Annotated in this window: 26 protein-coding genes; 10 read left to right on the forward strand and 16 right to left on the reverse strand. The window is 65.9% G+C overall.

Annotation, left to right across the window (positions count from 1 at the left end):
* A partial coding sequence (locus tag DPV74_RS01950; RefSeq protein ID WP_119336421.1) for an MFS transporter occupies positions 1 to 682 on the forward strand: 682 nt, incomplete at its 5' end.
* Positions 683 to 799: 117 nt separating this feature from the next.
* The gene (locus DPV74_RS01955) at positions 800 to 1,822 is read left to right on the forward strand and encodes an aldo/keto reductase (protein ID WP_060082679.1); all 1,023 of its coding nucleotides are present in this window, start codon (positions 800 to 802) and stop codon (positions 1,820 to 1,822) included.
* Here the strand turns inward: DPV74_RS01955 and DPV74_RS01960 are convergent.
* The 7 genes from DPV74_RS01960 to DPV74_RS01990 are packed head-to-tail and all read right to left on the reverse strand — an operon-like array spanning position 1,819 to position 7,019.
* Positions 1,819 to 3,093 (reverse strand): FAD-dependent monooxygenase, encoded by a 1,275-nt coding sequence (locus DPV74_RS01960; RefSeq protein ID WP_091922947.1) that lies wholly within the window; start codon positions 3,091 to 3,093, stop codon positions 1,819 to 1,821. The two genes, DPV74_RS01955 and DPV74_RS01960, sit on opposite strands and share 4 nt — an antisense overlap.
* Complete coding sequence (locus DPV74_RS01965; protein ID WP_240439900.1) at positions 3,090 to 3,461, reverse strand: DUF1330 domain-containing protein; 372 nt, start codon at positions 3,459 to 3,461, stop codon at positions 3,090 to 3,092. The genes DPV74_RS01960 and DPV74_RS01965 overlap by 4 nt, the downstream gene beginning before the upstream one ends.
* Positions 3,458 to 3,745 (reverse strand): DUF1330 domain-containing protein, encoded by a 288-nt coding sequence (locus tag DPV74_RS01970; protein ID WP_027792275.1) that lies wholly within the window; start codon positions 3,743 to 3,745, stop codon positions 3,458 to 3,460. Before DPV74_RS01970 ends, DPV74_RS01965 begins: the two co-directional genes overlap by 4 nt.
* Positions 3,742 to 4,104, reverse strand: coding sequence for a non-heme iron oxygenase ferredoxin subunit (locus DPV74_RS01975; protein ID WP_059696880.1), 363 nt, complete (start codon positions 4,102 to 4,104; stop codon positions 3,742 to 3,744). Before DPV74_RS01975 ends, DPV74_RS01970 begins: the two co-directional genes overlap by 4 nt.
* Positions 4,105 to 4,113: 9 nt before the next feature.
* Positions 4,114 to 4,647, reverse strand: a complete 534-nt coding sequence (locus tag DPV74_RS01980; RefSeq protein WP_027792273.1) for an aromatic-ring-hydroxylating dioxygenase subunit beta — start codon at positions 4,645 to 4,647, stop codon at positions 4,114 to 4,116.
* Complete coding sequence (locus DPV74_RS01985) at positions 4,648 to 5,907, reverse strand: Rieske 2Fe-2S domain-containing protein (protein ID WP_021157710.1); 1,260 nt, start codon at positions 5,905 to 5,907, stop codon at positions 4,648 to 4,650. It abuts the gene before it with no gap.
* Positions 5,908 to 5,918: 11 nt separating this feature from the next.
* Positions 5,919 to 7,019: a 3-deoxy-7-phosphoheptulonate synthase gene (locus DPV74_RS01990; RefSeq protein WP_091922945.1), complete on the reverse strand. Its 1,101-nt coding sequence runs from the start codon at positions 7,017 to 7,019 to the stop codon at positions 5,919 to 5,921.
* A 209-nt stretch (positions 7,020 to 7,228) separates the two neighbouring features.
* Here DPV74_RS01990 and DPV74_RS01995 point away from each other — a divergent pair, with 209 nt between their 5' ends.
* Positions 7,229 to 7,654 carry a thioesterase family protein gene (locus DPV74_RS01995; protein ID WP_021157713.1) on the forward strand — a complete coding sequence of 142 codons (426 nt, stop codon included), beginning with the start codon at positions 7,229 to 7,231 and terminating at the stop codon, positions 7,652 to 7,654.
* 37 nt (positions 7,655 to 7,691) lie between these two features.
* On the opposite strand, the gene DPV74_RS02000 is transcribed toward DPV74_RS01995, so the two are convergent.
* The 3 genes from DPV74_RS02000 to DPV74_RS02015 form a co-directional block, all read right to left on the reverse strand.
* Positions 7,692 to 7,931 carry a LuxR C-terminal-related transcriptional regulator gene (locus DPV74_RS02000; RefSeq protein WP_225723211.1) on the reverse strand — a complete coding sequence of 80 codons (240 nt, stop codon included), beginning with the start codon at positions 7,929 to 7,931 and terminating at the stop codon, positions 7,692 to 7,694.
* A 380-nt stretch (positions 7,932 to 8,311) separates the two neighbouring features.
* Entirely contained in the window at positions 8,312 to 9,238 is a 927-nt protein-coding gene (locus DPV74_RS02005; protein ID WP_059696994.1) for a LysR family transcriptional regulator, read from the reverse strand.
* A 664-nt stretch (positions 9,239 to 9,902) separates the two neighbouring features.
* Complete coding sequence (locus tag DPV74_RS02015; RefSeq protein WP_119336422.1) at positions 9,903 to 12,389, reverse strand: AsmA family protein; 2,487 nt, start codon at positions 12,387 to 12,389, stop codon at positions 9,903 to 9,905.
* Between the two features lie 252 nt (positions 12,390 to 12,641).
* Here DPV74_RS02015 and DPV74_RS02020 point away from each other — a divergent pair, with 252 nt between their 5' ends.
* Positions 12,642 to 14,450, forward strand: coding sequence for an alkaline phosphatase (locus DPV74_RS02020; RefSeq protein WP_091922940.1), 1,809 nt, complete (start codon positions 12,642 to 12,644; stop codon positions 14,448 to 14,450).
* Positions 14,451 to 14,549: 99 nt separating this feature from the next.
* On the opposite strand, the gene DPV74_RS02025 is transcribed toward DPV74_RS02020, so the two are convergent.
* Together DPV74_RS02025 and DPV74_RS02030 are read right to left on the reverse strand one after the other, a co-directional pair.
* A complete protein-coding gene (locus DPV74_RS02025) occupies positions 14,550 to 14,696 on the reverse strand; it encodes a DUF3096 domain-containing protein (protein WP_021157720.1) in 147 nt (48 codons plus the stop codon).
* Between the two features lie 151 nt (positions 14,697 to 14,847).
* Positions 14,848 to 15,813 (reverse strand): enoyl-CoA hydratase/isomerase family protein, encoded by a 966-nt coding sequence (locus DPV74_RS02030; protein ID WP_060082737.1) that lies wholly within the window; start codon positions 15,811 to 15,813, stop codon positions 14,848 to 14,850.
* 508 nt (positions 15,814 to 16,321) lie between these two features.
* Between DPV74_RS02030 and DPV74_RS02035 the strand changes: the two genes are divergently transcribed.
* The 4 genes from DPV74_RS02035 to DPV74_RS02050 all read left to right on the forward strand — a co-directional run bounded on the left by DPV74_RS02035 (position 16,322) and on the right by DPV74_RS02050 (position 21,212).
* Positions 16,322 to 17,074: a gluconate 2-dehydrogenase subunit 3 family protein gene (locus DPV74_RS02035; protein ID WP_081076278.1), complete on the forward strand. Its 753-nt coding sequence runs from the start codon at positions 16,322 to 16,324 to the stop codon at positions 17,072 to 17,074.
* 7 nt (positions 17,075 to 17,081) lie between these two features.
* Positions 17,082 to 18,860, forward strand: coding sequence for a GMC family oxidoreductase (locus DPV74_RS02040; protein WP_119336423.1), 1,779 nt, complete (start codon positions 17,082 to 17,084; stop codon positions 18,858 to 18,860).
* A gap of 8 nt (positions 18,861 to 18,868) precedes the next feature.
* Positions 18,869 to 20,245: a cytochrome c gene (locus tag DPV74_RS02045; RefSeq protein ID WP_119336424.1), complete on the forward strand. Its 1,377-nt coding sequence runs from the start codon at positions 18,869 to 18,871 to the stop codon at positions 20,243 to 20,245.
* Positions 20,246 to 20,351: 106 nt separating this feature from the next.
* On the forward strand, positions 20,352 to 21,212 hold the full coding sequence (locus DPV74_RS02050) for a fumarylacetoacetate hydrolase family protein (RefSeq protein ID WP_091922934.1): 861 nt from the start codon (positions 20,352 to 20,354) through the stop codon (positions 21,210 to 21,212).
* 36 nt (positions 21,213 to 21,248) lie between these two features.
* Here the strand turns inward: DPV74_RS02050 and DPV74_RS02055 are convergent, their stop codons facing one another.
* The 4 genes from DPV74_RS02055 to DPV74_RS02070 all read right to left on the reverse strand — a co-directional run bounded on the left by DPV74_RS02055 (position 21,249) and on the right by DPV74_RS02070 (position 24,296).
* Positions 21,249 to 21,560 (reverse strand): DUF3331 domain-containing protein, encoded by a 312-nt coding sequence (locus DPV74_RS02055; RefSeq protein ID WP_081066181.1) that lies wholly within the window; start codon positions 21,558 to 21,560, stop codon positions 21,249 to 21,251.
* 62 nt (positions 21,561 to 21,622) lie between these two features.
* Positions 21,623 to 22,639: an NADP-dependent oxidoreductase gene (locus DPV74_RS02060; protein ID WP_091922932.1), complete on the reverse strand. Its 1,017-nt coding sequence runs from the start codon at positions 22,637 to 22,639 to the stop codon at positions 21,623 to 21,625.
* Between the two features lie 81 nt (positions 22,640 to 22,720).
* Positions 22,721 to 23,119 (reverse strand): antibiotic biosynthesis monooxygenase, encoded by a 399-nt coding sequence (locus DPV74_RS02065; protein WP_374702477.1) that lies wholly within the window; start codon positions 23,117 to 23,119, stop codon positions 22,721 to 22,723.
* 391 nt (positions 23,120 to 23,510) lie between these two features.
* Entirely contained in the window at positions 23,511 to 24,296 is a 786-nt protein-coding gene (locus tag DPV74_RS02070) for an SDR family oxidoreductase (RefSeq protein WP_060198286.1), read from the reverse strand.
* Positions 24,297 to 24,877: 581 nt separating this feature from the next.
* Here DPV74_RS02070 and DPV74_RS02075 point away from each other — a divergent pair.
* Together DPV74_RS02075 and DPV74_RS02080 are read left to right on the forward strand one after the other, a co-directional pair.
* A complete protein-coding gene (locus DPV74_RS02075; protein ID WP_091922930.1) occupies positions 24,878 to 25,918 on the forward strand; it encodes an NADP-dependent oxidoreductase in 1,041 nt (346 codons plus the stop codon).
* Positions 25,919 to 25,961: 43 nt separating this feature from the next.
* Positions 25,962 to 26,645, forward strand: a complete 684-nt coding sequence (locus DPV74_RS02080; protein WP_091922928.1) for a type 1 glutamine amidotransferase domain-containing protein — start codon at positions 25,962 to 25,964, stop codon at positions 26,643 to 26,645.
* Positions 26,646 to 26,734: the final 89 nt, after the last annotated feature.

A 26,734-nucleotide genomic window follows, 5' to 3' on the forward strand; every position in this document is an offset into this window, starting at 1 on the left:
GCTCGCGCGCGCCGGCGGGCTGGCGGCCGTGGCCGGCGCCACGATCGTCCTGCCCTGCATCGCACTGGCGCTCGTCGCTTCGCTGCCTGCCGTCGCGCCGCAGCCGGGCCTGCGGGTGCCGCTGTCCCGCGTGCTGCGAATCATCGCGCGGCCCGGATGCAGCCTCGCGCTGCAGGGCGTCGGTTTCGCGGCGATCGGCGCGTTCGTGACGCTGCTGTTCCAGGCGCGCGGATGGGAAGGCGCGGGCCTCGCGCTCAGTTGCTTCGGCGGCGCCTTCGTCCTCGTCCGCGTCCTGTTCGGCCATCTGCCCGACCGGTTCGGCGGTTATCCGGTCGCGCTCGCCGCGCTCGCGGTCGAGGCGATCGGCCAGGCTCTCCTGTGGGCGGCGCCGGTATCCGGCGTCGCGCTCGTCGGCGCGACCGTGTCCGGCCTCGGCTGTTCGCTGGTCTTTCCCGCGCTCGGCGTCGCCACCCTCCGGCACGTGCCGGCGCAGGCACGCGGCACCGCCCTCGGCGGCTTCACGGCGTTCCAGGACGTCGCCTATGCGTGCACCGGCCCGCTCGCGGGCTGGGTCGTCGCGCGTACCGACTACCCGTCCGCCTTCGCCGTCGGCGCGTGTGCCGCATTCGCCGGCGTCCTGCTGACAGCGTGGCTGATGCACACCGACCGGTCGCCCCCGTGAGCCCCGGCGGACGGCGGGCGCATGCCCTGCCGTCCGCCGCCCGTATCCGACACACCCTCGCGGCGCCCGCGCGGCGCCATCCTGCAGTCCTTCACGCTTCTACAAGGAGTACCGATCATGGAATACCGAACCCTCGGCGGAACCGGCTTCAAGGTCCCCGTTCTGAGTCTCGGCACCGCGACGTTCGGCGGCGGCAACGCATTCTTCAGGGAATGGGGCAGCACGGACGCCGCCGGCGCGCGCGAGCTCGTCGACATCGCGCTCGACGCCGGCATCTCGATGTTCGACAGCGCGGACGTCTATTCCGACGGACTCGCCGAAGAGCTGCTCGGCCAGGCGATCGCCGGCCGGCGCGATCGCGTGATCGTGTCGACGAAGGGCACGTTCCGGCTCGGCGAAGGCCCGAATGACGTCGGGTCGTCGCGCCATCATCTCGCCAATGCCATTCACGGCAGCCTCAAGCGGCTCGGCACCGACTACATCGACGTGTACCAGTTGCATGGATTCGATGCCCAGACACGCGTCGAGGAAACCCTGCGCACGCTCGACGATTTCGTGCGCGCCGGCAAGATCCGCGTGATCGGCTGCTCGAACTTCTCCGGCTGGCACCTGATGAAGTCGCTCGCGGCCGCCGATCGCGACGGGCTCACGCGGCATGCCGTGCACCAGGTCTACTATTCGCTGATCGGCCGCGACTACGAAACGGAGCTGATGCCGCTCGCGCTCGACCAGCAGGTGTCCGCGATCGTCTGGAGCCCGCTCGGATGGGGGCGGCTGACCGGCCTGATCGGACGGGGCCGGCCGTTGCCGGAGACGAGCCGGCTGCACAAGACCGCCAACGAGGGGCCGCCCGTCACGGATGCCCTGCTGCACCACGTCGTCGATGCGCTCGACGAGATCGCCGCCGAAACCGGCAAGTCGGTCGCGCAGGTCGCACTCAACTGGTTGCTGCGGCGGCCCACCGTCGCGAACGTGATCATCGGCGCCCGCAACGCCACGCAATTGCGCGAGAACGCGCAGGCGGCCAGCTGGGCCTTGACACCCGACCAGGTGAAGCGGCTCGATGCCGCCAGTACGACGCAACTGCCCTACCCGTACTGGCACCAGCGCGGCTTCGAGCGCAACCCGGCACCGGTCTAATACGGTGCCGGCGCGTGCGGCACCGGCGGCGACCGATGCGACGGTACCGCACGCGTCGCCGCGGCCTGCATGCGCGCGGCGAGCGGCGACGCGCCGACCAGCCAGTCCAGCTCGACCGGCAACGGCGGCAGCGCGGGCGACGCGTGCGCGGTCAGCGCATCGTAGCCGAACACCCAGTCCGGCTCGGTCGGGCCGTGCATGAAGGTATTCGCGGCGGACACGCGATGCACTTCGCCGAGTCTCGCGACCCGGCACTGCGCATAGGTCGAGAACGCACTCGCCGCGTTCGACGAGCCGATGAGCGCACGCAGCAGGATCGTCGCGTCCTCGAGCGCCATGGCCGCGCCCTGCGACATGAACGGGCGCATCGGATGACAGGCGTCGCCGATCAGCACGACGCGCTCGTTGCCGAACTCGAACTGCGGCGAACGTTCGAACAACGCCCACTTCATGACCGACTCGCGTGGCGCGCGTGCCAGCATGTGACGCACGGCCGGATGAAAATCCGCGAAGATCGCCTGCATCTCGTCGACGTCGCCCGGCATCGACGAAGCCTGCGTGGGCCACTCGGCCTGCGGTGTCATCGCGGCGAAATAGAATTCGCGGCGCGCACGATCGAGCCAGTACGACAGCACGAATTTCCGGTCGCCCCACCACTTGGTCAGATCCTCGACCGCGAGTTCGCCCAGCAGCGCGCGCGGATACGCCCCGCGAAACGCGACCTGCCCGGAGAATTCCGGCGCCTCGAATCCGCGCAGCGCCTCGCGCACGCGCGAGCGCAGGCCGTCTGCCCCGATCACCAGATCGGCCGTTTCGCTCGAACCGTCCTCGAACGTCAGCCTGATCGCGTCGCCCGCCGGGTCGAGGCCGGCGAGACGCTTGCCCCACGCGATCGTCCCGGGCGCCACCGCCCCCAACAGCGCGGCATGCAGGTCGCCGCGCTTGAGCGTCACGAACGTCGCGCCGAAGCGGCCGATCGCGTGTTCGCCGAGCGGCAGCCGATACAGCAGCTCACCGTCGGCCGCCTGGCGGTTGGCGAACGCATCGGGTTCCTGGCCCGCCCACAGGGCCTGGCGATGCACGCCGAGCAGCCGCATCACCCGCATCAGGTTCGGGCTCAGGTGAATGCCGGCGCCCACCCGGGCAAACGCCGGCGCCTGCTCGAACAGGCGCACGTCATGGCCGATCCGTTGCAGCATCGCGCCGAGCGCGCACCCGCCGATACCCGCGCCCACGATCGCGATGCGCGCCGCCGAAGTCGTCCCGGTCATCCCTGCTCTCCCACGGTTGCCGCCGGTGCCGCGCCCTGTACGATGATGCCGATCGTGCGTGCGGTGCGTTCGCGAATATCCCGTGCGCGCCGATAGCCGTCGGACTCGTACCACGCCTTTGCGCGGTCGATCGAATCGAATTCGAGCACCACGACGCGCCGAGGCGACCACGCGCCTTCGAGTGTTGCCGCCTCGCCGCCGCGCACCAGGAAACGCCCGCCGAATTCAGCGACGGTCGGCGCGCCGATCTCGCGGTACTCCTCGTAACCGCGTGCGTCGTGAACATCGATGTCAAACACGATATATGCCGTCATGTCTTCCCCCCACTTGGTCTCGCGGGCCGCGGCCGAGCGCGGCCCCGGCGTCACAGGCTCCCGAGCGCGATGCTGTGCGTGTCGGCCGCATCGAGCCGCAGCTGCCTCGCGCGCTGATATTCGTCGGAGCCGTGCCAGCGGCGCGCCGCGTCGAGATCGTCGAACTCCAGCACGACCAGGCGCCGCGGCGTCCATTCGCCTTCAAGCACGACCACGTCGTCGCTGCGCGCGAGCACGCGGCCGCCGTGCGCGGCGATCGTCGGCACACCGAGCTTCCGGTATTCGGCAAATCGCACTTCGTCGTATACGTCGACATCCACCACCACATAGGCACTCATGTCCGCTCTCCCGTTGATGCATCCGCTTCGTCATGCGCGACTTCGGTATCGAATCGCACGAACACCCGGCCCGCCTCGATCTTCACCGGGAACGTCTTCACGCAAGCCGTGACCGGCGCGCACAGCGCGGCACCGGTCCGCACGCTGAAGCGCCCCTGATGCAGCGGGCACTCGATTTCGTCGTCGAGCAGAAAACCGTCGCTCAGGCGCGCCTCGCCGTGCGTGCACTGGTTGTCGGTCGCGAAGATCTCGTCGTCGACCGCGAACAGCGCAATGTCGCGCCCGCCGACGATCACGCCCGTCAGCCCCTCCTCGCGTACCGCGGCCGTATCGACCGCATAGGTCCATTCCGTCGTCACGCTGCCTCCTCAGATCGGATAGATGATCGAATTCGGCACCATCTCGCTGTCGTACACGCAGATGCGCGACTCGAAACGCAGCCCGTGCGGCGTGCGGCGTATCCGGTCGAGATAACGACCGGTGTTGTACACGTCGCTCATCTGTTCGCTCTTGGTACGCAGCACCGCGTAGTTCGTTTCGGCCTCGATGACCGATTCGTCGAGATACGTGATGAGCGGCGTGCCGATCAGGTGGCGCTGGTAGTACGGGTCGTAGAACAGCGTCTCCTTGATGCCGTACACGCGATCCTTCAGCATCCCCTTGCTCTCGAACGCGAGCAGCGCAAGCGGAAAGTCGCGTTCATGGTTCTCGCGCGGCAACAGCTGATACGTGCAGTCCTCCTCGAAGAATTCCGGCCACGCGTCCCAGTCGCCGCGATCCAGTGCAGACGCGTAGCGCGCGTTCAGGTCCACGAGCCCGTAGAAATCGGCGAAGGTCGCCGCAACCGTTCCGGTGCCGCGCGTCGCGGGCCGTGCGTCGGCCAATGCGGATGAAATCGTCATTCATGCCTCCATCACGTGGCGCCAGTACTGGTACATGCCGCGCACGAGCGTTTCGCTGACCATGTGGTCGGTGCGCTCGTCGACTTCGCGGCCGCCGAGCTCGTTGTATACGTTGCCGTGCTGGATCTGCTCGAAGCTCTGCTGCACGCACTCGATCACTTCGCCGTCGTCCGCCGAAACGAAGCCGGCCGGCCCGAACAGGTTGGCCTGACGCAGCCGCCGGCGCGTCATGTCCTCGTCGTCCGTCTCGAATCCGAAGTGCGTCCAGACGTAATCGAACACGCCGGGGCTGACCGGGCGGATGCGCCGGGTCGACAGCGCATTCACCTGCTGCTGGATGATCACGCTCGGCATCAACGTCAGCATCACGACGGTCGGCTCGCCCCACCACGGCTCGTGCACGACGTCGAGGAAACGGTCGTCGTTCAGCGTCATGCGCTCCTTGAAGCTCGTCACGTTGTGCGTGACCTCGCCGCCGCCCCCGCCGCTGCGGATCGAGATCATCGCGCCGTGACGGTGATGCGCGTCGGTGACCAGCTGGGCCGGATTGTCCGCGCGCCACAGCCCGAAGTTGACGAACCAGGTGTGCAGCAGCCCCGCGTGATAGGGGTCCTTGATGTTCTCCACCATCAGCTTCCAGTTGCTCGGCACGCGCTGGCGCGTATAACCGAGCACGGTCAGCTTCGGCCCGTGGAACAGGCGGTCGTAATAGCGCAGGATGTCGGGACCGAGGAAATCCTCGAACGACTCGACGTCCTGGTCGAACGACGCGAACACCGCGCCGCCGCGCGTCGACACGCGCAGCCGCCGCAACCCGTGATTCTTCGGATCGAAATCCGGCGGCATGCCGCCGTTGATCTTGCCGCTCTGCCGTACGCCGCGCCGGAACGGCACGCCGACAAGGTTGCCCTTCAGGTCGTAGTTCCACTGGTGATACGGGCAGTGGAAATCCTTCGCGTTCCCCGCGCGTTCACGACAGAACTGCATGCCGCGATGCGCGCAGGCGTTCTCGAACACGACCACCTCGCCGTCCTCGGTGCGCGTCATCACGACCGAACGCTCGCCGACTTCGGTGCGCTGGAAATCGCCGGGAGACGGCACTTCCGCCTCGAGGCCGATGTAACACCAGTGTTTCGAATAGAACAAACGCTCCAGTTCGCGCTGGTAAAGCGCATCGCTCGTATAGGCTTCGAACGGTGTCCGGCTTGCGCCGTCCCCCTTCCAGTCGAGCGCGTGTGCGATATCGATGGGTGAGTTCAAGAAAGCTCCTTTCAGTAAGAAATGGCTTGTACGGTGCCGGCCGGAACACCCGGTACCAGAAAGCCGACTCGGGACCGCCGCCGCGACCCGACCGCGGCGGCGAACAGCTCGATCAGTGCAACCGTGTCCTCCCAGCCGAGACAGGCGTCCGTCACGCTCTGCCCGTAGGTCAGTGCCCGGCCGGGCACGATGTCCTGCCGCCCCTCGACGAGAAACGACTCGACCATCACGCCGGCAATCGCGCGCTGCCCGTCGCGCAGCTGCCCGGCCACGTTCTCGCATACGGCGATTTGGGCGCGCGTCTGCTTTCCGCTGTTGCCGTGACTCGCATCGATCACGACGTGCGGCGGCAACTGCGCATCGCGCAGCGCCGCACAGGCGGCCGTCACGCTGACGTCGTCGTAGTTCGGCACGCGCCCGCCGCGCAGCACGATGTGCGTATTCGGATTGCCCTGCGTGGCCGCGACCTCGAGGCCGCCTTCGTCACGCGGGCGGAGATAGTGATGCGCTGCCCGCGACGTGCGAACCGCGTCGATCGCGATCTTCACGTTGCCGTCGGTGCCGTTCTTGAAGCCGATCGGCGCATCGAGGCCGGATGCGATCTGCCGGTGAATCTGCGACTCGGTCGTGCGTGCGCCGATCGCACCCCAGGACACCAGATCGTCGAGGTAGGGCGCCGTGAGCGGATCGAGAAACTCGGTCGCGACCGGCATGCCGAGTGCGTTGACGTCGAGCAGCAGGCGACGCGCGAGACGCAGCCCGTCGTCGACGCGATAGCTTCCGTCGAGCCGCGGGTCGTTGATCAACCCCTTCCAGCCGACCGTGGTGCGCGGCTTTTCGAAGTACGTGCGCATCACGACCTCGAGCGTATCGGCGTAACGCGCCCGCAGCGGCGCGAGCCGGCGCGCGAATTCGAGCGCGGCGTCCGTGTCGTGAATCGAGCACGGCCCGACGATCAACGCGAGGCGATCGTCCCTGCCCGCGAGGATGCGGGCGAGTGCGCGCTGGGCGCCACGTACCACGCGAGTGGTCGCGGCGTCGGCATGCAACTCGCCGCGCAGTTGCATTGCCCCGGTGACCGCCGCCGTCCCTTTCAGATGAGGCTGTTCCACTTGACTCTCCGATTTCGATTCGACAATACGAAACTCACGGGGGTCAATTAAAGCTTTATCAAATTCGATTCGATACTGTCACTTATCTCAGTCGCCGATCGAATTCCTCAATCTGCCATTTTTTACAGTATCTAAAACCATCCGATTCAATTTATTTTCATCGCGAGGACATGCGCCATTGCACCTCGCACTCTCACATGGAGATACACATGACGAAAAATCATTATGAAACTGAAATTACAGTTAAATACCGGGAGACGGACGGACTCGGACATGTCAGCAGCCCGGTTTATTACGATTACCTTCAGCACGCGTATCTGACGTTCATGCACGACCTGCTGGAGCTGCCGTATTCGGAGAAGTTGCCGCACATCATGGTCAAGACGTCGTGCGAGTACCTGAAGCCCGCCCAGTACGGGGATACGATCACCGTGCGCAGCAGCATTACCCGTTTCGGCTCGAAGAGCTTCGAACTCGAGCACCTGATGATGCGGGACAACGGCGCGGCCGGCGACGACGCGATCGTTGCCCGCGCGCAGTCGACGCACGTGATGTTCGACTATGCGAGCAATGCGACGATGCCGGTTCCCGAAGAGTTCAAGGCGCGCGTGCTGGCGTTCCAGGGCGCGATCTGAAAAACGGCTTCCCCGGGGCGGGCGCCCCGGGTCCTTTCTAAACGAATACGATCAGGCCCATCAGCACGGCTTTCACGACCGCGTTTGTCTTGTTCGAAGCGTCCAGCTTGGCAATGGAACGTGAAATGTGAAAATTGATCGTACGTTCGGTCAATCCGAGAATCATGCCTATCTCATAGGCAGTCTTCCCTTCGGCTGCCCATTTCAATACTTCACACTCTCTCGTGCTCAACGCGACCGCAGTGGGGGGTGTCATGTTCAATGCCAACCGAGTCATTCTAATCTCCAGAACAATTAACCATGCTGGCCGACTCGGCGCACGCCCATCCTGCGAAGCGTGAATCATCCTGTTCAGCCCTCGAAAGCGCAAACGACAGTGCTTGGCGCCAAAGCGCCAGCCTGTTTCTTTATTTATTAAGTCAGTAATGCACGCGAATCGGCCATGTGCCGCTCGCGTACCTCGGGATCATTATCAGCAACGATCAGGCAACAATCACGAATCAAGGTGCATTGAGCGAAACAATGCAATACGGATTAATTACGCCGGACGCAGCAATCGGACAAGGTTGAGCATACCGAGTTGCAATCCCGCGCGGAAGATGCGTCAGGCTCAATGTATTCATGCAGTTGACGCGCGCGAACGTGACGTGTGCACCGTCATGGTTCAGGTGCGCCGACATCGTACAACGACGACGCCTGGGTCGCGCAGACACGTCGCAGGCAACTGCGCAGCCAGCGATGCGCGGGGTCGTTATCGAAGCGCGGATGCCATATCTGCGAAACCGTCAACGTGGCAGTCAGCACCGGCAACGGGAAGCTGAACATTCCCCCCCGCGATTTCCCGGTCTGCCGCTCCGGAACATTGGCGATCAAATCCGAGTCGCGCGCCAGGGACAATGCGGCGGGAAAACCGGACACGATCGCCGCGACGGTTCGCTGCAGCCCCAGCGTATCAAGCACGTTGTCGATGGGGCCGCTGAGCTGCCCCCGCCGCGACACGCTGATATGGCCGAACGATGCATATCGCTGCGGCGTGACCTCCTCCCGCGCAAGCGGGTGACCGGCCCGAACGACGCCGATGAAGCGGTCGCGGAACAGCGCCTGTACACGCAATTCGGGGCCCGTATGGCCCACCACGCCGATTTCGAGATCGACGGCCCCCATGCGCAACGCCTCGACACTCTTGTCCGGCTTCGGCGCGAAGCGCAGCCGAACGTTCGGCGCGGTTTCCATCACCAGCGCGAGCAGTTCGGCCGCGAACGTATCGACGAACCCTTCGTTGGCACGAATCGTAAACGTGCGCTCGAGCCCGCCGAGGTCCGCGTTCTTGCACGGACACAGGACGGCCTGCGCGCCTTCCACGAGCGCGCGAACCTGGACCCGCAGTTCAAGCGCATGAGGCGTCGGCACCAGATCGCGTCCGGCCCTGACGAGCAGCGGATCACCCGTCGTGGCCCTCAGGCGGGCCAGGGACCGGCTCAATGCCGACGGGCTGAGGCCGAGCGTCTCCGCGGCCCGCGCGACGCTGTTCTCGGACAGCAAGGCATCCAGAACAATCAAGAGATTGAGGTCAGGTGCATTCATCTTGTTCAACTCGTGCCGATCGGGACCCGGCCTGGATTGACGATTAACGGGAACCGCGAATTCGACGTGATATCCGCGCAGCGCACGATGACGGACAACCGCGCCGGTCGATCGCCGGCACGGCGTTCCATCCGTCATCGTGCGCCGGAATACGTGAAGCGAGACGGCCCGTTTGCGCGATGTCATTCTGTTTCCGGATTGTGCACCGCACGCGATTCGATCTCAACCGCCATTCGACGTCGCCGCCTGTCCATATCGGCCGCAGACACCGGGTGACGGCAAGGCAAGCAGGAACCTGTCGTCACGGGTCGACGCGGTGCGCCTGCGTTCGGCCGATGCGGTGCCCTGCCGGCGGCCGAGAATCGGCCGGCCACGCAAATCGAACGGCATCCCGAACGCGATCTCGCGGTATTCCGGCTACCTGCATCGGCCGCGCTTCGCGGACGCGCGTCGCCACGCTACTTCGGCTTGTCGCCCATCGGATTCCGCAACCGGGCCCGCTGTCGACACGCGCACGAGTTGCACACGACGACGTCGCGATTCATCAGCGCCACGAGGGTTGGGTCACGCGCGTATCGCAATCGCCGCGCCCCCTGCGCGATCTGTCGATGCTCGTGCGTGTACTCGAGGCGGCCGAGCGCGGGAACGGACCGCGCACGTGGCGTTACCGGTCATGAGAGGAACCCCGGTTCGCCCGCGTCGAATGCCCGGGTTCGGCACCCGCCGGCGCGGAAGCGGCAGGAGCAGCCAACGGCGCGTTCATGTACGCCGGTACAGCCTTCTTTCCCTGTCGGACGCCCGGCGGCGGCGCCGTCGGGCGCTGCTCCATGTCGGCCAGCATCTGCCCGCACGGCAACGAGCGACTGCGGCCCGGCTGCAGCAACGCGAGCAGACTGGCGAGCGGATTCAGCAAGCCCAGCCCGATCGCGGCACCGCCACGCGCGATCAGTGCGCCCGCCTTCACCCCGACGTGCGGTTGCTTGAAGGACCCGGTGACGTACAGCGGCGAGCGTAGCGATATCACCCGGAATCCCTTGGTGTGGGGATGGATCGTCAGATTCATGGTCTCGTCCCGCAGGTTCACGTTGCCATCCATGCCGATCACCGCATCCTCGGTGTCGAGCGCGAATACGCGCGAGTCGAGCACGCCGTCGGTGACCACGAAGTCGGCCACACCGCAGTTGATCTTGACGTCGCGCGTGCCGAACAATTTCTCGTACACCACGTTTGCAACGTTCAGCCCCGCGGCTTCCATCAGCAAGAGACTCACCGTGCCGTCGGTCACCAATGTCTTCACTTCCCCGTTGGAAGTCGCGGCGAGTGCCGCCGGCGAATTGCCGGTGGCCGACAGCGCGGCATCGCCGTTGACCTCGCCGAGCGCCGTTTGCATCACCGGAAATGTCGGGAACAGTTGCTTGAGTTTCAGATGTCGCGCCTGCAGCGAGAATCGCCCCTTGAGCGGCATGCCGCTGCCGTCCAGGTGGATGTTCGAAGCAAGCGTCCCCCCCGCGACGCCGAAGTTCAGCGGGTTGAGCGTCAGCACGCCGTCGTGCAACACGACGTGGGTCGACAGGTCGGTGATCGGCAGGCTCGCGGTCTTGACGATGCGCCGCCCGGTCAATCGAACGTCGGCGTCGATCTTCTTCCAGCGGTCCGTGCGGAACGCCTCGACCGGCAATGCCTTGTTCGCGGGCTGCGCGACGGCGGCGCCCCGCCGCGCCTTGCTGGCATTCGTGTCGGCGCCGATGAGCGGAGCAAGGTCGGAAAACTGCAGCAGCCTCGACACCAGCGTACCGGACAAGAGCGGCCTCGGTTCGCGCGAAACGTACACCAACGAGCCGTTGATGTCGCTGCCGCCGACGCGTCCCGTGAAGTCCTCGTACTTGAAGACGTTGCCGGACGCCCGGAACTGGCCGACCAGTCGGCCGTCGGTCGCATAGGGAGCGGTTTCGGGAAGGGTGAGGCCCGTGACGTCATACAGCTTGGCCATGCTGGTGCCCGCGAGCCACAGTCGAAGATCGACCGCCGCCAGGTGAGCCGGATCGGTCAGCGTGCCGACGAGCGCCAGGTGCGTATCGCCGAAGCGCAAATCGGCTTGAACCGGAAACGGGTGTTGCGCGCCCTGCACCTCCAGCACATTGCCGATCTTGCCCGTGCCGGCGACCGCGCCTTTCTTGTAGGTCCCCTTGACGGTCCAGCCGATCGCGTACGTGCCGACGCCGGCAGATGCCGCGGGTGCCGCGGATGCTGCGCCCGTCGATGCGCTCGTCGTCGCCGAAGCCGTTGCGCCAGATGCGGCCAGTGCGGGCACGCTCGATGCCATCGACGGGCCTGATGCAGCCGGGGCTATCGTGGTGCGAGATGTCGTCGCCGCGGCATGGGACGCAGCGGCCAGCGCTTGCGACGCCGCGGCCGATGCGCGGGACGCCGCCTCGGCACCCGACGCAGGCACCGCCGGTTGCGCCGGGCCGGCGCGCGCCTGGGCCGCGAGCTTTTTCTGACCTGCCGGCCCGACGGCACGCGCCGATTCGTGTTGCGCCAACGCCTGCTGCTGTTTCAGCACCGCGCCGAACGGGATCGGCTGGCCAAGCGTGTCGACCACGGCGCTCAGATCGAATTGCTTTTGCTGATCGTAGTAGCCGAGACGACCCTGGGCAAACGCGACCTGATGCAGGTCGAGCGTCCATCGGCCCGGCTGCGCGGGGCTCTTGAGCTTGAGCGTCCAGTTGACTCGCCCGTCCCTGATGCGCTCGAGGTCGACGGACGGATTGACCAGGTCGATTGCCGGAATCACGATGCGGCGTGCCATCAGCGGCAGCGCCTCGACTTCGAAGCTGATCATGTCCAGCGCGACGAAATACTTCGTGCGCGCCCAATCGGGATTGGCGATCGTGACATCGCGTGCACTGAATCGCGGCCACGGCACCCATGCGCGCCAGCCTTGCTCGCTCACCGGCCGACGCCAATCGATACGCAAATCGCCGTTGATCGCGAACTGACGTCCGATCGCGTCCGACACCTTGTCATCGATCCACGGCCGGGCTCGATTCCAGTCGAACGTGACGATGAAGATGACCAGCGCGGCAAGCGCCAGGGTGACGATGACGGCAAGCCACGCGGCCACCTTGCCGACGGTGTGGCCAATGTGCATTGCTCCCTCCCCGAGTTTGCTGCACCGTATCCAGCAATTCGTGTTCCTGAATACGGGGGCCGCCCGCCAGGTAGCGTGCGTGCCTTCGAGATGGGGTTCGTACGACTTTTCAGGCGTCGATCTTCGCAGTAATGTTCCGGATCGACTGCGCTACCTGCCCTCGCCGCGTAACGCCGGCAAGCTCGTTGAGCGAGAGAAGCGGACACCTGCTGCAGTGCTTCCTGCATCCGCGGGATGCGATCGGGAGGATCAATGGATCGTCGCCATTTCCTCAAGTCGTCGGCCTTTTTTACCATTGCGGCTGCCGCCGCTGCTGTCCCGTACGACGTTTCACCAGCGGCCCTGCCGGGCAGCACCGTGCGCAAAAACACCAGTCAATTTCCGCAAGGTGTCGCAAGCGGCGATCCGCGCGATCGCTCCATCGTGTTCTGGACACGCTGTGTGCCGGTACCGAGCGGCGACCAGCACGATGCAAGAAGTGCCGCGCGCGCGGTACCGCTACGGCTCGAAGTATCGACGCTGCCGGATTTCTCGACGCTCGTCGCCAGCGTACCGCTGAGGGCGCTGGCCATCTACGACTTCACCGTGCGCGCGAAGGTGACGGCGCTCTCGCCGAAGACGACCTATCACTACAGGTTCGTCGCCAGCGGCGACGTCAGCATGACCGGTGTCGCGCGCACGGCACCGGAGGCCGGCGAGGCCAACGAACAGGTTCGCTTCGCGTGGCTCACCTGTCAGGACTGGAGCGTCAACCACTGGCAAGCGATGACGCTGATGGCCGCCGAACGCGATCTCGATTTCGTCGTGCACGTGGGTGACTATATCTATGAAACGGTCGGGACCTCTCCCCCCGGCCAGGCCGAGCCGGCACATTCTCCGCTGCATCTGCCCGACGGCAAGCGGCTCGCGGACGGCCGCGCGTATGCCGATTCGCTCGAAGACTACCGGACGCTCTATCGCACCTATCGTACCGATTCGCGCTTGCAGACACTGCACCAGCGCCTGCCGATGATCGCGATCTGGGACGACCACGAATTTTCCGACGATTGCTGGCAGGATCATCAGGTCTACACCAACGAGGAGCGACAGGAAACCCGGCGGCGGCGCAACGCCAGCCGCGCGTGGGCAGAGTACATGCCGGTGGATTGGGGCGACGTGCGCTTCGAGCCAGACGATCCGTCGTACATGAACATTCGCATCTACCGCGATTTTCGTTTCGGCATGCTGATGCATCTGGTGATGACGGACGAGCGGCTGTATCGCGACGACCATGTCGTGAGCGAAGCGGCTATCGCGCGCGCGCACGGGCACGACCCGGTGCACGGTGACGACGCGGCCGGCTCGCGCTACTTCGTCAAGCAGGATGGACTGCTACGCGACGAGGCGCGTCTTGCCCGGCAGTTGGGCCGCCCGCCGTCGCTGCTCGGTCCGGAACAGACGCAATGGTGGAAAGCCGCGATGAAGGGCTCGCCGGCAACCTGGAAGGTATGGGGCAACGAGGTGATGTTGAACCGTCTGTGGTTCGTGATGCCGGGTGCACCCCAGACACCGGGAGCCCGCCTCGTGGTCGATTGCGACGCATGGGACGGTTATCCCGCGCACAAGCACGAACTGCTCGCCTACTTGAGGGAGCACGGGATCCATAACGTCGTCGCGATTACCGGAGACCTGCATGCATTTCAGTGCGGCGTCGTGCGGGACGATCCCGATCCCGCGACGGGGGTGCCGGTCATCGTCGATTTCGTCTGCGCCGGCATCAGCAGCATGTCGTTCTATTCCTACCTGAAGGCGGCATGGAACGGCACACCGCTCGCGTCCATCGCGGCGACGCCTGCCAGGCTCGACCGCTTCCTGATGGCGAACAACCCCGATCTGTGCCACGCCGACCACGACGCGCAGGGTTACGCGTCGGCCACGGTCACGCCGGACTCCTTTTCCGTCACGTTCAACAAGATGAAGCCGTTGAACCCGGACGGCGCCGCGCCCGCGGATGCACTGCTGGGCCGCACGCGATTGACCGTGCCCAGGGATTCAGTCGAGGTACGCGTCGAGCACATGTAGGTTCCGACGCGCCGCCGTTTCCCGGCGGCATTGCGCGTCTCCGAAAACTCGAGCAAGCGGCCCTGTGCGGTCATGCACAGGGCCGTTCCGCGCGGCGCGTCAGTGGAAATGTCCGCCGAAAAGCCCGAGCAACCCTATGATGATCAGGTACAGCGCAACGATGTAATTCAGCAGTCGCGGTACCACCAGAATGAGAATCCCGGCGATCAGCGAAACCAATGGGCTCCAGTTCGTGAATTCGTGCATGGCGCGGCCTCCTGACAGTGGATCGCGAAATCGGATGTGCGTCGGTGCGACGCTGATCCACGTAACGGAGCGATTTCCATGCCTGACTCGACGCGTGCCGCGTCGGGTCTTCGAATCGGCGAGCCTTCTCTTCCGGAGCCGCGCAGATCGCTCAATCGGCGGGGGGCAGCTTCGCGGACAGGTCCGGAAAGTGGAGTTCGCCTTCGTAGGTCTCGGCACCGGCTGCGAGTATCGCCTTTACACGCGCCTGTATCGCTTCGTTGGCCACGCAAAGATCGGCCTCGTGCGCTTCCACCAGCAAGCCTTCGGAGAAGGAAACGTCGGACCCCATGTCCACGGACCGCTTCAGGTGTGCAATCGTGGAGGGCGGGAACGTCGCGATGCGGCGTGCCAGCTTGTCCACGAACGGGCCCAGTTCCCTGGCCGGCAATGCACGATTGATATAGCCGTAGTGGTCGGCCAGCTCCGCGGAGAAGTCTTCCCCGGCCAGCAGTACCTCGAGGGCGCGGGCGCGTCCCATCCGCCGCGGCAGGCGCTGCGTATTGCCGCCGCCGGGGACGAGCCCGCACACGACCTCCGGCTGACCGAACACGGCTTCGCCAATCGCGGCGAAACACATGTCCGCGGCCAGCGCAATTTCGCAGCCGCCGCCGCGGGCGATCCCTTCGACCTTCGCGATGACGGCCTTGGGCATGTTGCGCAAGCGCTCGCCAAGCATCTGTGTCAGGCGGAAGGTGCGCGTATTCGAAGTCGTCTTCGGCGCCGAGCCGACACGATGCAGGCCCGAGTGAGCGATGAAGAACTTCGGCACGGCGCTCTGCAGGACAACGACACGTACGCTCGCATCCTGTTCCAGCAGCCGGGTCAGCGAGTCGAACTCCTCCGAGAGAACCTCGTCGAGCAGATTCAGCGGCGGATAGTCCAGGGTAACCGTGGCGACGCCGCTATCGCGGGTCACCCGGATATGTTTGTAATCGGCATAGCTTCCGCCTCCCCCCTGTGATGGCGCGGACGGTTGGGGAGCAGCGCCTCCTTCCGAAGACGCGAGCAACACACCGGGCGCGAGTGTGGCGGCACCGATAGACTGGACGAAGGTACGTCGAGAGATAGTCGACATGGCAGACTCCTGGGTTGGTTTCATCTCGCCTCGGCAGAGCCGCGCCCGGCTCGCGATCCGCGGCGGCATCAAGTAACGCAGTTGCAATCCCCTGGCGCGGCGGTCCCCATGTCACTGCGCATGGCAATGACTGCGCCGGCAATCCGGCGTCGTTGAGCGGCATTCGTCAGTTCGAAAAAGCAAGCTTCGCCGACGTCATGATCCGCGCCCCGTCGGGGCCTTTGCAAGAATCCTCCCTAACTGGGGGGGCGCCCCGATCGACCTCGCGCGGCAGCGCGGAGCGGGTCGATCCTGCACGCCCTCCCCGAACAGGGGGCTGCCTTCGCGCCGGGCCATGGGTACTTTTGGCGGCATGGCCCCTTCGACACATGATCCGGCGCGCGTCTCCCTTCCTGGGCATCCGCCCGACTCATGCCTGTTGAAGTGCGTACCGGCACGCTGTCGCTGCAGGGTCGGCAGACCCTCGCGGCCGCGCTCCGACGACACCACGGAATGATCCGCCCCATCCATGAACAAAAGCCAATCATCCGGCGACAGGCCGGCGCCTGAGTCAGGCCGGCGTGTTTTCCTCAAACGCGTCGCCATCGTTCCCGCCGCCGTCGCGATAGGCGGGTGCCATTCGGGCGACGACGCATCGCCGGCACCGACGGCGACGCAAAATGCCGGCAGCGGCGTTCGGCTCGACACCTATCGTCCGGTGTTCTTCACGCCCGAAGAATGGCACTTCGTACTCGCGGCGGTGGATCGCCTGATCCCGCACGACGACGAGGGGCCCGGTGCGCTCGACCTGAACGTTCCCGTCTTCATCGACCGGCAACTGGAAACCGGTTACGGCTACGCGGCGCACTGGTACATGCAGGGTCCGTTTCGCGCCGCCTCCCCGCTGTTTGGCTATCAGTCGAGGCTCACGCCGCGCGAGTTGTATCGGGCCGGCATCCAGGCGACGAACGCACGCTGCATGCACGAGTTCGCCGGCAAGCGCTTTGCCGAACTCCCCGTCGCGGAACAAACCGGCGTGCTCGCACGCCTGGAGTCCGGCGCGATGGCATTCGACGCGATCTCCTCGGCGGATTTCTTCGCGTTTCTGCTGGAGAACACCCGCGAAGGCTATCTGTCGGACCCGATACACGGCGGCAACAAGGAGATGGGCAGCTGGAAAATGATCGGCTTTCCCGGGGCCAGGGCTGACTTCCTCGACTGGGTCGGGACCGGCAAGCGCTACCCGTACGGGCCCGTCAGCATCGAAGGTCAACAGGGTTGAGACGCATATGCCGCAAATCACGAAGCCGGAAGTGGATGCCGTCCTCGTCGGGATGGGTTGGACAGGTTCGATCATGGGGATGGAGCTGGCCGAGGCCGGCCTGACCGTGGTCGGCCTGGAGCGCAGCGCAAACCGCGATACGAGCCCCGAGTTCGCGTACCCCGCCATCGCCGACGAGCTCGCCTACATTCAGCGGCGCAAGCTGATGCAGAATCTTGCGCACGAGACGGTCACGATCCGGCATGCGCCGAACGAAGACGCGTTGCCCTACCGGCAGCTCGGCGCATTCCTGCTGGGTACCGGGGTAGGCGGCTCGGGCGTGCACTGGAACGGCACGACCTGGCGTGCCAATGCCGCCGACCTCAAGATCCGCTCGCACTACGTGCAGCGATATGGCGCCGGGTTCATCCCCGGCGACATGACGATCCAGGACTGGCCTTACTCACTGGACGAACTCGAACCGTACTTCGAGCGCCTCGAGGCCGTGATGGGCACGTCGGGCAAGGCAGGCAATCTGCGCGGCCGGATCGTCGACGGCGGGAATCCCTTCGAGGCCATGCGCCGGCGCGACTATCCGTGCCCGCCGCTCGCCGACAATTATCCGGCGACGCTGTTCCGGAACGCGGCGCGCGACGCCGGTTTTCATCCGTTTCCGATACCCGCGTCCAATGCGTCGATCGCCTATCAGAACCCGTACGGAATGCAGCTCGGCCCGTGCAACTTCTGCGGCTATTGCGAAGGCTTCGGCTGCTACATGTATGCGAAGGCATCGCCGCAAGCCTGCATCCTGCCCGCCTTGCTGGCCAAACCCAATTTCGAGTTGCGCGACCGATCCCATGTGACGCGTGTGCAGCTCGATTCGGACGGCAAGCGCGCGACCGGCGTGACCTATCTCGATGCGCAGGGCCGGGAAGTGTTTCAGCCGGCGCGCATCGTCGTGCTGTGCGCGTTCCAGATGCACAACGTGCGCCTGCTGCTGCTGTCCGGGATCGGCACGCCGTACGATCCGGTGAAGGGAACGGGAACCGTCGGCAGGAACTTCGCCTATCAGAAGAACAGCGCGGTCTCGCTGTTCTTCGACAAGGACGTCCACATCGATCCGTTCATCGGCGCCGGCTCCGGCGGCCAGGCATTCGACGACTTCAATGCGGACCACTTCGATCATTCCGCCGCGGGGTTCGTCGGCGGTGCCTATATCAGCGCGATGGTCACCGGCGGCCGCCCGATCGGACAGACCCTGCTGCCGGAAGGCACGCCCAAATGGGGCTCGGCGTGGAAGAAGGCGCTCAAGGACAACTACCTGCATTCGTTTTCCATCGGTACGGCGGGGTCGGTCATGTCTTACCGCACGAACTACCTGGATCTCGATCCGACCTATCGCGACGCATACGGCCTTCCGCTGCTGCGCATGACGTTCGACTGGCACGACAACGAGATGCGCATGACGCGCTTCGTCACCGGCAAGGCCGAGCAGGTCGCGCGCGCGATGAAGCCGAAATCGATGTCGGTCCACGCCGGGAAGATCGGCGATCACTTCGACATGCGGCCGTACCAGACCACGCATACGACGGGCGGCGCGGTCTGCGGGGATCGTCCGGACACGAGCGTCGTGAACAAGTACCTGCAATCGTGGGACGTCCACAACGTATTCGTGACGGGGGCCTGCGCGTTTCCGCAAAACTGGGCCTACAACCCGACAGGCATGGTCGGCGCGCAAGCGTATTTCTCGGCGCGCGCGATTCGCGAGCAGTACCTGAAGAATCCCGGTCCGCTGCTACCGACATAGGAAAGGCAATGGGTGAGCGATACAAGAAACTGGCCGGAATCTCATTCGGGCTGCTATGTACCTTCGTCACGCTGGCTACGTGGTTGCAACCGGCCGACGCGAACGCGCAGGATGCCGGGCAGATCGCACGCGGCGCCTATCTGGCGCGCGTCGGCGATTGCGTGGCATGCCACACGTCGCGCCGCGACCAGCCGTTTGCCGGCGGGCTGCCGATGGAAACGCCATTCGGTACGATCTATTCGACGAACATCACGCCCGATACCACGCACGGGATCGGCCGCTACAGCTACGACGATTTCGCGGCCGCGCTGCGCAAAGGCGTCGCGAAGGACGGGCACCTGCTCTACCCGGCCATGCCGTATCCGTCGTTCTCGAAGGTCAGCGACGCCGACACCCGTGCACTCTATGCGTACTTCATGCACGGCGTGCGCCCGATCGGCCAGCCGAACACCGAGACGCGGCTCCACTTTCCGTTCAACCTGCGCGTGCTGCTCGCGGGATGGAATCTTCTGTTCCGGCCCAGTGGCACGTATCGCGAGGACCTGACGCAAAGCGCGACGTGGAATCGTGGTGCCTATCTCGTCCAAGGGCTCGCGCACTGCGGCGCATGTCATACGCCTCACGGTCCGATGGGTCAGGAGAAGGCGCTGGACGCACGCGGGACGGACCTGTACCTGAGCGGCTACACGCTCGCGGGCTGGCATGCGCCCGACCTGCGCCCCGGCGACGGAAACGGCGCGGGCGAGCGCACACGGGACAGCATCGTTCAGCTTCTGCGCACCGGACGATCGCACGGCAGCGCCGCGTTCGGCGGGATGTCCGAAGTGGTGGAGAACAGCACGCAGTATTTCAGCGACGCCGACCTGGCCGCGGTGGCCGATTACCTCGTCAGCCCGGGCCCCGGTCGCACAACGCGGACGTCGGCGGCACCTCCCGTCAAGTCCGATACGACCGCGGCGTTGCGCTCGGGCGTCACGCCGACGGGCGGCGCGTTGCTGTACCTCGACAACTGCAACGCGTGCCATCGCTCGGACGGCAGCGGCGCGATGAAGGCGTTTCCCGCGCTGGCGGGCAACGCGGTGGTCACGTCCGACGATCCGTCGTCGGTCATTCACGTGATTCTGACCGGCTCGCGGATGCCGTCGACCCGATCCGATCCGGCGCCGCTGGCCATGCCCGCATTCGGCTGGCGGCTGTCGGACATGCAGGTCGCCGAGCTCGCGACGTTCGTCCGCGGCAGCTGGGGCAATCGTGCCGGCGAGGTGAGCGCCTCCGACGTCGCGAAAGTCCGGCGGCAGGTCGATCCGGCGCAACTGAAGCGGATTCGGGCCGCCGTCACGAACGAAGTGACCGACGACGGTGCGCCCGGTTCGACCGGCAAATGACCTCGGGCGGCGGCCCGTATCACGCGGAGCCCATCGCCCGCACGCGATCGAAGGACTGCGCGGCACGGGCCTTCCACTTGTTTGACTCGATTATCGGAAAACCATCATGCGATTCATCAGCTTTGTCCGCGACGGCGCCACCGGCGTCGCTATCCGGTCCGGCGACGGCCGTTATCTCGGACTGACGCGTAGCGAGCCGGACTTTCCCGGCGATCTCGACACCCTCGTTTCCGGCGGTCCTGCCGCGCTGGCGCAGGCAAGCGAACGCCTCCAGCTGGCCGGCCGGCCGCTGGACCTGGCCGATTGCACCCTGCTCCCGCCCGTGACGCGGCCGGCGAAGATCATCTGCGTCGGGCTCAACTATGTCGAGCACTCGCACGAGGCGGGATACGAGGTTCCGTCGTATCCGACACTCTTCGCACGCTTTCGCAGCAGCCTGACCGCGCACGGCGCTGCGATACGCATGCCGACGGAATCGGATCAGCTCGATTACGAAGGCGAGCTGGCGGTCGTCATCGGGCGCGGCGGCCGGCGCATCGCGCGAAGCGATGCGTTGAACCATGTGGCCGGTTATACGGCTTTCAACGACGCGACCCTGCGGGACTATCAGTTCAAGACGCCGCAATGGACGGTCGGAAAGAATTTCGACGAAACGGGCGCACTCGGCCCCGAGCTGGTGACCGTCGACGAATTGCCGGCGGGCGCGGCCGGTCTCAGGCTTCAGACCCGGCTCAACGGTGTCGTCATGCAGGACGCCAATACGAACGACATGATCTTCGACATCGCTGCGCTGATCGCCACCATCAGCGAAGTCATGACGCTCGAGCCAGGCGACGTCATCGCGACCGGCACGCCGTCGGGCATCGGCATGGCGCGCAATCCGCCGCGCTGGATGCGCGCCGGCGAAGTGTGCGAGGTCGAGATCGAGGGGATCGGCGTACTCAGGAATACCGTCGTGCAATCGTGATCCGGTCGGGCCGGCGCAGCGCGCGCCGGCACGCGTTCAGCCAGGCTGCATGATCAGCGCATCGTTCGCGAGGATCATCGCGCCGGCGTTGGTGGGCCTCGGCCGCTCCGCCGGACGAAACACCGCGTCGCCGGGGAAGATCGGCAAGTGCGTCAGCACGCAGATGCCGCGGCGCGACGCGACGACACGCCGCCAGCGCTGCTCGCCGAAGTGCCGGACGCCGGGCTCGACCCAACGAACCACCAGCACGCTTCCGTCGCATTCCAGCACCGTCACCCGGGCACCCGCGAACTCGCGGGCGGAACCCACGCGCGGCCCGTCGTCCAGTCGTGAAATCGCATCAGGCATGTCCCGCTCGCAAGCCGGTGCGGTCGAGCCGTGGGCCCGGTCGACCGCGCGTGTTCAATCGGTCACGTGATCCTGACCAGCATCTTGCCGGTGTTGGTCCCGTTCATCAGCCCGATAAAGGCCTCCGGCGCGCGCGCGACACCGTCGACGATCGTCTCGTCATGCACGATCTGCCCGGCCCTCAACCACGCCGCCATTTCGTCGACGAACGCGTCGCGGTGCTGCCGATAGTCGTGCAGCAGGAAGCCCGTCAGCGTCAGGCTCCGGTAGACGACGTTTTCCATGAACCGCGGCCCGGGCGACACGCCGACGCGGTCGTACTGCGAAATGGCGCCGCAGATCGCCGCCCGCCCGCCGTAATTGAAGGCCGACAAGGCCGCCTCGAGATGATCGCCGCCGACGTTGTCGAAATAGACGTCGATACCTGCCGGTGCCGCGGCCGCCAGCTGCTCGAGCACCGGCGCGCGCCGGTAGTTGAACGCCGCATCGTATCCGTAGCGTTCAAGCATCACGGCAACTTTCTCGTCGCTCCCTGCCGAGCCGATCACGTGCGCGGCGCCTTTCAGCCGCGCGATCTGCCCCGCGAGCGAGCCGACCGCGCCCGCCGCGGCCGACACGAATACGACTTCATCCTCGCGCATGCGTGCCACCACGAGCAGCCCGACATAAGCCGTCATGCCCGTTGCGCCCATGACGCCGAGGTGAACGCTGCTCGGCAAGTCGGGCAAGTCCGCGACGCGGGTGAATTCGGCTGCGGCGCCCTGCGCGATGTCGCGCCAGCCGTAGCGGTGCAGCACGAGATCGCCGGGTGCGAACGTGCTCGACGCGCTGTCGGTCACCCGGCCGACCGCGGCGCCCGTCATCGTTTCATGCAGCTTGAACGGTTCGACATACGACGGCCGGTCGTCCATCCGGCCGCGCATGTACGGATCGACCGAAACGTATTCGTTGCGTACGCGAACCTCGCCGTCCGCCAACGCCGGAAGCGGCACCTCGACCGTCAGGAAATCGTCCGGGACCGGCTGACCGTTCGGCCGTCTCGCCAGTTGAATCTGCGTGCTGATCGTGGATAACCTCACCGCCCCTCTCTCCTTGCAAGAACCCAGGGTGCCGGCGGTGCCGGCCGGGCACGCCGCACGGATGCGGCGGCGTACCGCGCCTCATGCACCGGCGATTCGGACTTCGCTCACGTGCTCGACCGACGGCGGGCCCACGAAGAAGGGGCCGGCCAGCTCGCGCCATCGCTGAAAATCGGCAGTCTGGCGAAAGGCGTCGTGCAGCGCGACGCTTTCCCATTGCACCATCAGGCGGTAGCGCGACGGTTGCTCGATACCGCGATACAGGCGCAAGCCATGGCAACCGGGGGCGCGTTCGATGAGCGGCTTCGCCTCGGCGACCGCGCGCTCGAATTCCTGCTCTCGGTTTTCCTGGATCTCGATCTGGGCAATTTCAAAAATCATGGCGGGTTTCTCCGCGCAACGCGAACCGTCGCGCAGTGCAATTGACACGATGCCGGCATCGATCCCGGGCCGGACATTCCGGGTGGGCGGCGCGTGCATGTGCGCTGCCCTGCTGCCGGCTCGCGTGGACAGGCGGACGCGTCCCAATCGTCGACGGGTTCATGCGCGGTTCAGCACGACGTCCTGGCAGTTTTTTTCAGCCGCGGTCGGATCGGCAGATGAGGTCGGTGCGGAACGATCGAGTCGTTTCATGCTGCGCAGTCTCGCTCCGGAACCGGACGACGTCACCTCATCCGCTCGATACGAACCGGCCTGCATCGTTTCGGCCCGTCGCGACGATGAGCCAACGATAGCGTTGTCCTGCCGACCGCTCTACCCCCACTACGGGGGGGGTGAAATAAACCTCTGGAAGCACCGGCACCCGATGCTGACGGCAACCCGCTTCCATGCATGCCGGACTATCCGACCGACCGGCGTTCGTTCGAGCCGGTCACTGTTTGCCGCCGACGACCCGCTGCCATGCGGCGGCCTGTTCGTCGCGCACGAGCTGCTCGGCGGAGTCGGGCCTGACCGTGCGATACGGCGGCGCCTCCGCCTCGATCACCGTGACGATGGCGTCGATCATTTCCGCGGGATCGTGTTGCCGATTCAGTTCGCGCGTCGGCCAATGGGCGACGACGCGCTCGCCTTGATCCCACCACTGATCCATGCTTTCCATGCCGGTATCGTTGAAGCCGGTGCGATAGGCACCCGGATTGATCGTGACGACTTCGACGCCGTAAGGCTGCAGTTCTTCCGCCATCGCGGAGCAGATGCCTTCGACGGCATGCTTCGACGCGGCGTAAGCGCCGTCGAACGGCACCTTGATCAATCCCGCGACCGACGACATCCAGACGATCCGGCCATGCCCGCGCGCGACCATCCTGCGCGCGAATCCCTGCGCAACCTCCAGCGCCGCGAAGACATTCGTTTCGAAGACCGAACGAAACACGGAGATCGGGATCTCCACGAGCGGGCCGGACTCCATGATGGCCGCGTTGTTCAGCAGGACATCGATCTCGTGCGTCAATGCGTGCGCACGATCGATTTCGTTCGTCACATCGAACTTGATGACCTGCATGTCCACGCCGCGCGCCTTGGCCTCCTGACGCAGTGCCCAGACCTGCGGCCAGATCTGGCCGCACGCGATGACGCGATGCCCCCGCTCCGCCAGTGCGAACGCGACCCCTCGCCCGAATCCGGACCCTGCACCGGTTATCAACACCGTTCTGGTCATGCATCCTCCCGCTCGGTTCACGATGATGGCGCCGCCCGGCCGGACGACCCACCCGGACGGCGATCTTGCCGACTACGTTACGGCGTTTCCCGCAGCCAACGGCCCCCCCGAATGGGGAGGCGGTCCGCATCGACGACACGGTTCGGAAGCGGCCGCATGCCATCAGTCGCAGCGACGCCCGACTCCGGCGAACGCCTTATGACACGGCCCTTGCGGGGCGCGGATACCCCGTTCGCCGTGACCATGCGCGCCGCGTCAACCGCAAACGGGACCGATCGGAAAGCGCGAAATCGCGCCGCAACCTCGCTAGACGACTGGTCTACTCAGTCGTATGATCCGCGTCACGGTTCGACCGCCATGTCGGCCCTCGCATTCATGCGATGCATGGCGCAACCCGGCGCATCCCCGCAGGTCATGCCCTGCGACGTTGCCCGCAAGCGTCCACGCTATAGACGACTGGTCTACTTTGTTCGTGCGTCGTGCCGTCGTGGCACGTCGTCCCGCGCATCTCGACCGTCACGCGAACAACCCGCCGCCGCCGGCACGATCCGGGCGGCGAAACCGTTACACAGAGGTCACCCATGCCGCATTCCCCATCCGTCAATCGCCGGGTCGTCCTGGCCAGCCGCCCCGTCGGTGCGCCGGCAGCGCACGACTTCCGGCTCGAAACCACGGCGGTGCCGACGCCCGCCGACGGCGAAGTCCTCCTGCAGACGCTTTACCTGTCGCTCGATCCCTACATGCGGTGGCGCATGAGCGACGCGCCGTCCTACGCGCCGCCGGTTGCGCTCGGCGACACGATGGTGGGCGGCACCGTCAGCCGCGTCGTCGCGTCGAAGCATCCCGCGTTCGCGGTGGGCGAGCTGGTGCTGGGCGACAGCGGCTGGCAGGACTACGCGCTCTCCGACGGCATCGACCTCATGCCGCTCGGCACGGACCTCGAGCGCCCGTCCCATGCGCTAGGCGTGCTTGGCATGCCGGGCTTCACCGCCTATACGGGCCTGCTGAAGATCGGGCAACCGAAGCCGGGCGAAACGGTCGTGGTCGCGGCGGCGAGCGGCGCGGTGGGCGCCGTCGTCGGCCAGATCGCGAAGCTCAAGGGCTGCCGCGTCGTCGGCATTGCGGGAGACGCGGAGAAATGCCGGTACGTCACCGAGACGCTCGGCTTCGACGTGTGCATCGACCGGCGGGCCCCCGATCTTGCGCGGCAACTCGCGCAAGCCTGCCCCGACGGCATCGACATCTACTTCGAGAACGTCGGCGGCGCGATTTTCGACGCCGTGCTGCCGCTCCTCAACGTCGGCGCACGCGTGCCGCTCTGCGGCCTGATCTCGCAATACAACGACAGCGAACCGGCGCCCGGCCCCGACCGGCTGCCGCGCCTGACCGACACGCTCCTGAAGAAGCGGATCCGCATGGAGGGCTTCATCATCCTCGACCACTATGCGACCGGCTATCAGGCGTTCCTGGCCGAAATGGGCCGTTGGGTCGAGGCCGGCGAGATCACGCCGCGCGAAGACGTCACCGACGGCCTCGAACGCGCGCCGGAAGCGCTCATCGGCCTGCTGGCAGGAAAGAACTTCGGCAAGGTGGTCGTGCGCGTCGCCGAAGTCGCTGCATGAAGCGAATTCGCGCATCCATCATTCATCTCCATCCCCAGACATCATGAAACTTCTGTTCGTCCTGACTTCCCACGACACCCTCGGTTCGACCGGCGAGAAAACCGGCTTCTGGCTCGAGGAATTCGCGGCTCCCTACTACACGCTGAAAGACGCGGGCGCCGACATCACGCTTGTGTCGCCGGCCGGCGGCCAGCCGCCGCTCGATCCGAAAAGCGCGGACCCCGCGTTCCAGACCGACGCCACGCGCCGCTTCGAAGCCGATCCGGACGCGCGCGCCGCGCTCGCGGCCACGCAAAAACTGTCGGAGGTCGCGGTCGACGCGTTCGACGCGGTGTTCTATCCGGGCGGCCACGGCCCCCTCTGGGATCTCGCCGAAGACGCACGGTCGGTCTCGCTGATCGAGCAGGCCATCGCCCTGGGCAAGCCGGTCGCGGCCGTCTGCCACGCACCGGGTGTGCTGCGCCATGCGAAGGGGCCGGACGGCAAGCCGCTCGTCGCCGGCAGGAACGTCACCGGCTTCTCGAATTCGGAAGAGGATGCCGTCGGGTTGACGAACATCGTGCCGTTTCTCGTCGAGGACGAACTCAAGTCGAAGGGTGGCCGTTATTCGAAAACCGATGACTGGCAACCGTACGTGGTCGTCGACGGCCTGTTGATCACCGGCCAGAATCCGGCGTCGTCCGAACCGGCCGCCCACGCGCTGTTGAAACTGCTGACGCGCGCCTGACCCGCGGAGCGCCCCCCGCGCCGGCGGCGAACATCCGGTTCGCCGCCGGCTCGCACACGAACGACACGCGCGGGAACACGGCCGTCGCG

Source organism: Burkholderia sp. HAN2018 (genome assembly GCF_024704855.1).
GTDB lineage: Bacteria > Pseudomonadota > Gammaproteobacteria > Burkholderiales > Burkholderiaceae > Burkholderia > Burkholderia cepacia.

What these genes read in the sequence shown, in the direction of transcription:
- DPV74_RS01955 (WP_060082679.1), top strand. Translation starts at nt 800, where the DNA reads ATGGAATACCGAACCCTCGGCGGAACCGGCTTCAAGGTCCCCGTTCTG.
- DPV74_RS01960 (WP_091922947.1), bottom strand. Translation starts at nt 3,093, where the DNA reads ATGACCGGGACGACTTCGGCGGCGCGCATCGCGATCGTGGGCGCGGGT.
- DPV74_RS01970 (WP_027792275.1), bottom strand. Translation starts at nt 3,745, where the DNA reads ATGAGTGCCTATGTGGTGGTGGATGTCGACGTATACGACGAAGTGCGA.
- DPV74_RS01980 (WP_027792273.1), bottom strand. Translation starts at nt 4,647, where the DNA reads ATGACGATTTCATCCGCATTGGCCGACGCACGGCCCGCGACGCGCGGC.
- DPV74_RS01995 (WP_021157713.1), top strand. Translation starts at nt 7,229, where the DNA reads ATGACGAAAAATCATTATGAAACTGAAATTACAGTTAAATACCGGGAG.
- DPV74_RS02000 (WP_225723211.1), bottom strand. Translation starts at nt 7,931, where the DNA reads ATGACTCGGTTGGCATTGAACATGACACCCCCCACTGCGGTCGCGTTG.
- DPV74_RS02005 (WP_059696994.1), bottom strand. Translation starts at nt 9,238, where the DNA reads ATGAATGCACCTGACCTCAATCTCTTGATTGTTCTGGATGCCTTGCTG.
- DPV74_RS02015 (WP_119336422.1), bottom strand. Translation starts at nt 12,389, where the DNA reads ATGCACATTGGCCACACCGTCGGCAAGGTGGCCGCGTGGCTTGCCGTC.
- DPV74_RS02020 (WP_091922940.1), top strand. Translation starts at nt 12,642, where the DNA reads ATGGATCGTCGCCATTTCCTCAAGTCGTCGGCCTTTTTTACCATTGCG.
- DPV74_RS02025 (WP_021157720.1), bottom strand. Translation starts at nt 14,696, where the DNA reads ATGCACGAATTCACGAACTGGAGCCCATTGGTTTCGCTGATCGCCGGG.
- DPV74_RS02030 (WP_060082737.1), bottom strand. Translation starts at nt 15,813, where the DNA reads ATGTCGACTATCTCTCGACGTACCTTCGTCCAGTCTATCGGTGCCGCC.
- DPV74_RS02035 (WP_081076278.1), top strand. Translation starts at nt 16,322, where the DNA reads ATGAACAAAAGCCAATCATCCGGCGACAGGCCGGCGCCTGAGTCAGGC.
- DPV74_RS02040 (WP_119336423.1), top strand. Translation starts at nt 17,082, where the DNA reads ATGCCGCAAATCACGAAGCCGGAAGTGGATGCCGTCCTCGTCGGGATG.
- DPV74_RS02045 (WP_119336424.1), top strand. Translation starts at nt 18,869, where the DNA reads ATGGGTGAGCGATACAAGAAACTGGCCGGAATCTCATTCGGGCTGCTA.
- DPV74_RS02050 (WP_091922934.1), top strand. Translation starts at nt 20,352, where the DNA reads ATGCGATTCATCAGCTTTGTCCGCGACGGCGCCACCGGCGTCGCTATC.
- DPV74_RS02055 (WP_081066181.1), bottom strand. Translation starts at nt 21,560, where the DNA reads ATGCCTGATGCGATTTCACGACTGGACGACGGGCCGCGCGTGGGTTCC.
- DPV74_RS02065 (WP_374702477.1), bottom strand. Translation starts at nt 23,119, where the DNA reads ATGCACGCGCCGCCCACCCGGAATGTCCGGCCCGGGATCGATGCCGGC.
- DPV74_RS02070 (WP_060198286.1), bottom strand. Translation starts at nt 24,296, where the DNA reads ATGACCAGAACGGTGTTGATAACCGGTGCAGGGTCCGGATTCGGGCGA.
- DPV74_RS02075 (WP_091922930.1), top strand. Translation starts at nt 24,878, where the DNA reads ATGCCGCATTCCCCATCCGTCAATCGCCGGGTCGTCCTGGCCAGCCGC.
- DPV74_RS02080 (WP_091922928.1), top strand. Translation starts at nt 25,962, where the DNA reads ATGAAACTTCTGTTCGTCCTGACTTCCCACGACACCCTCGGTTCGACC.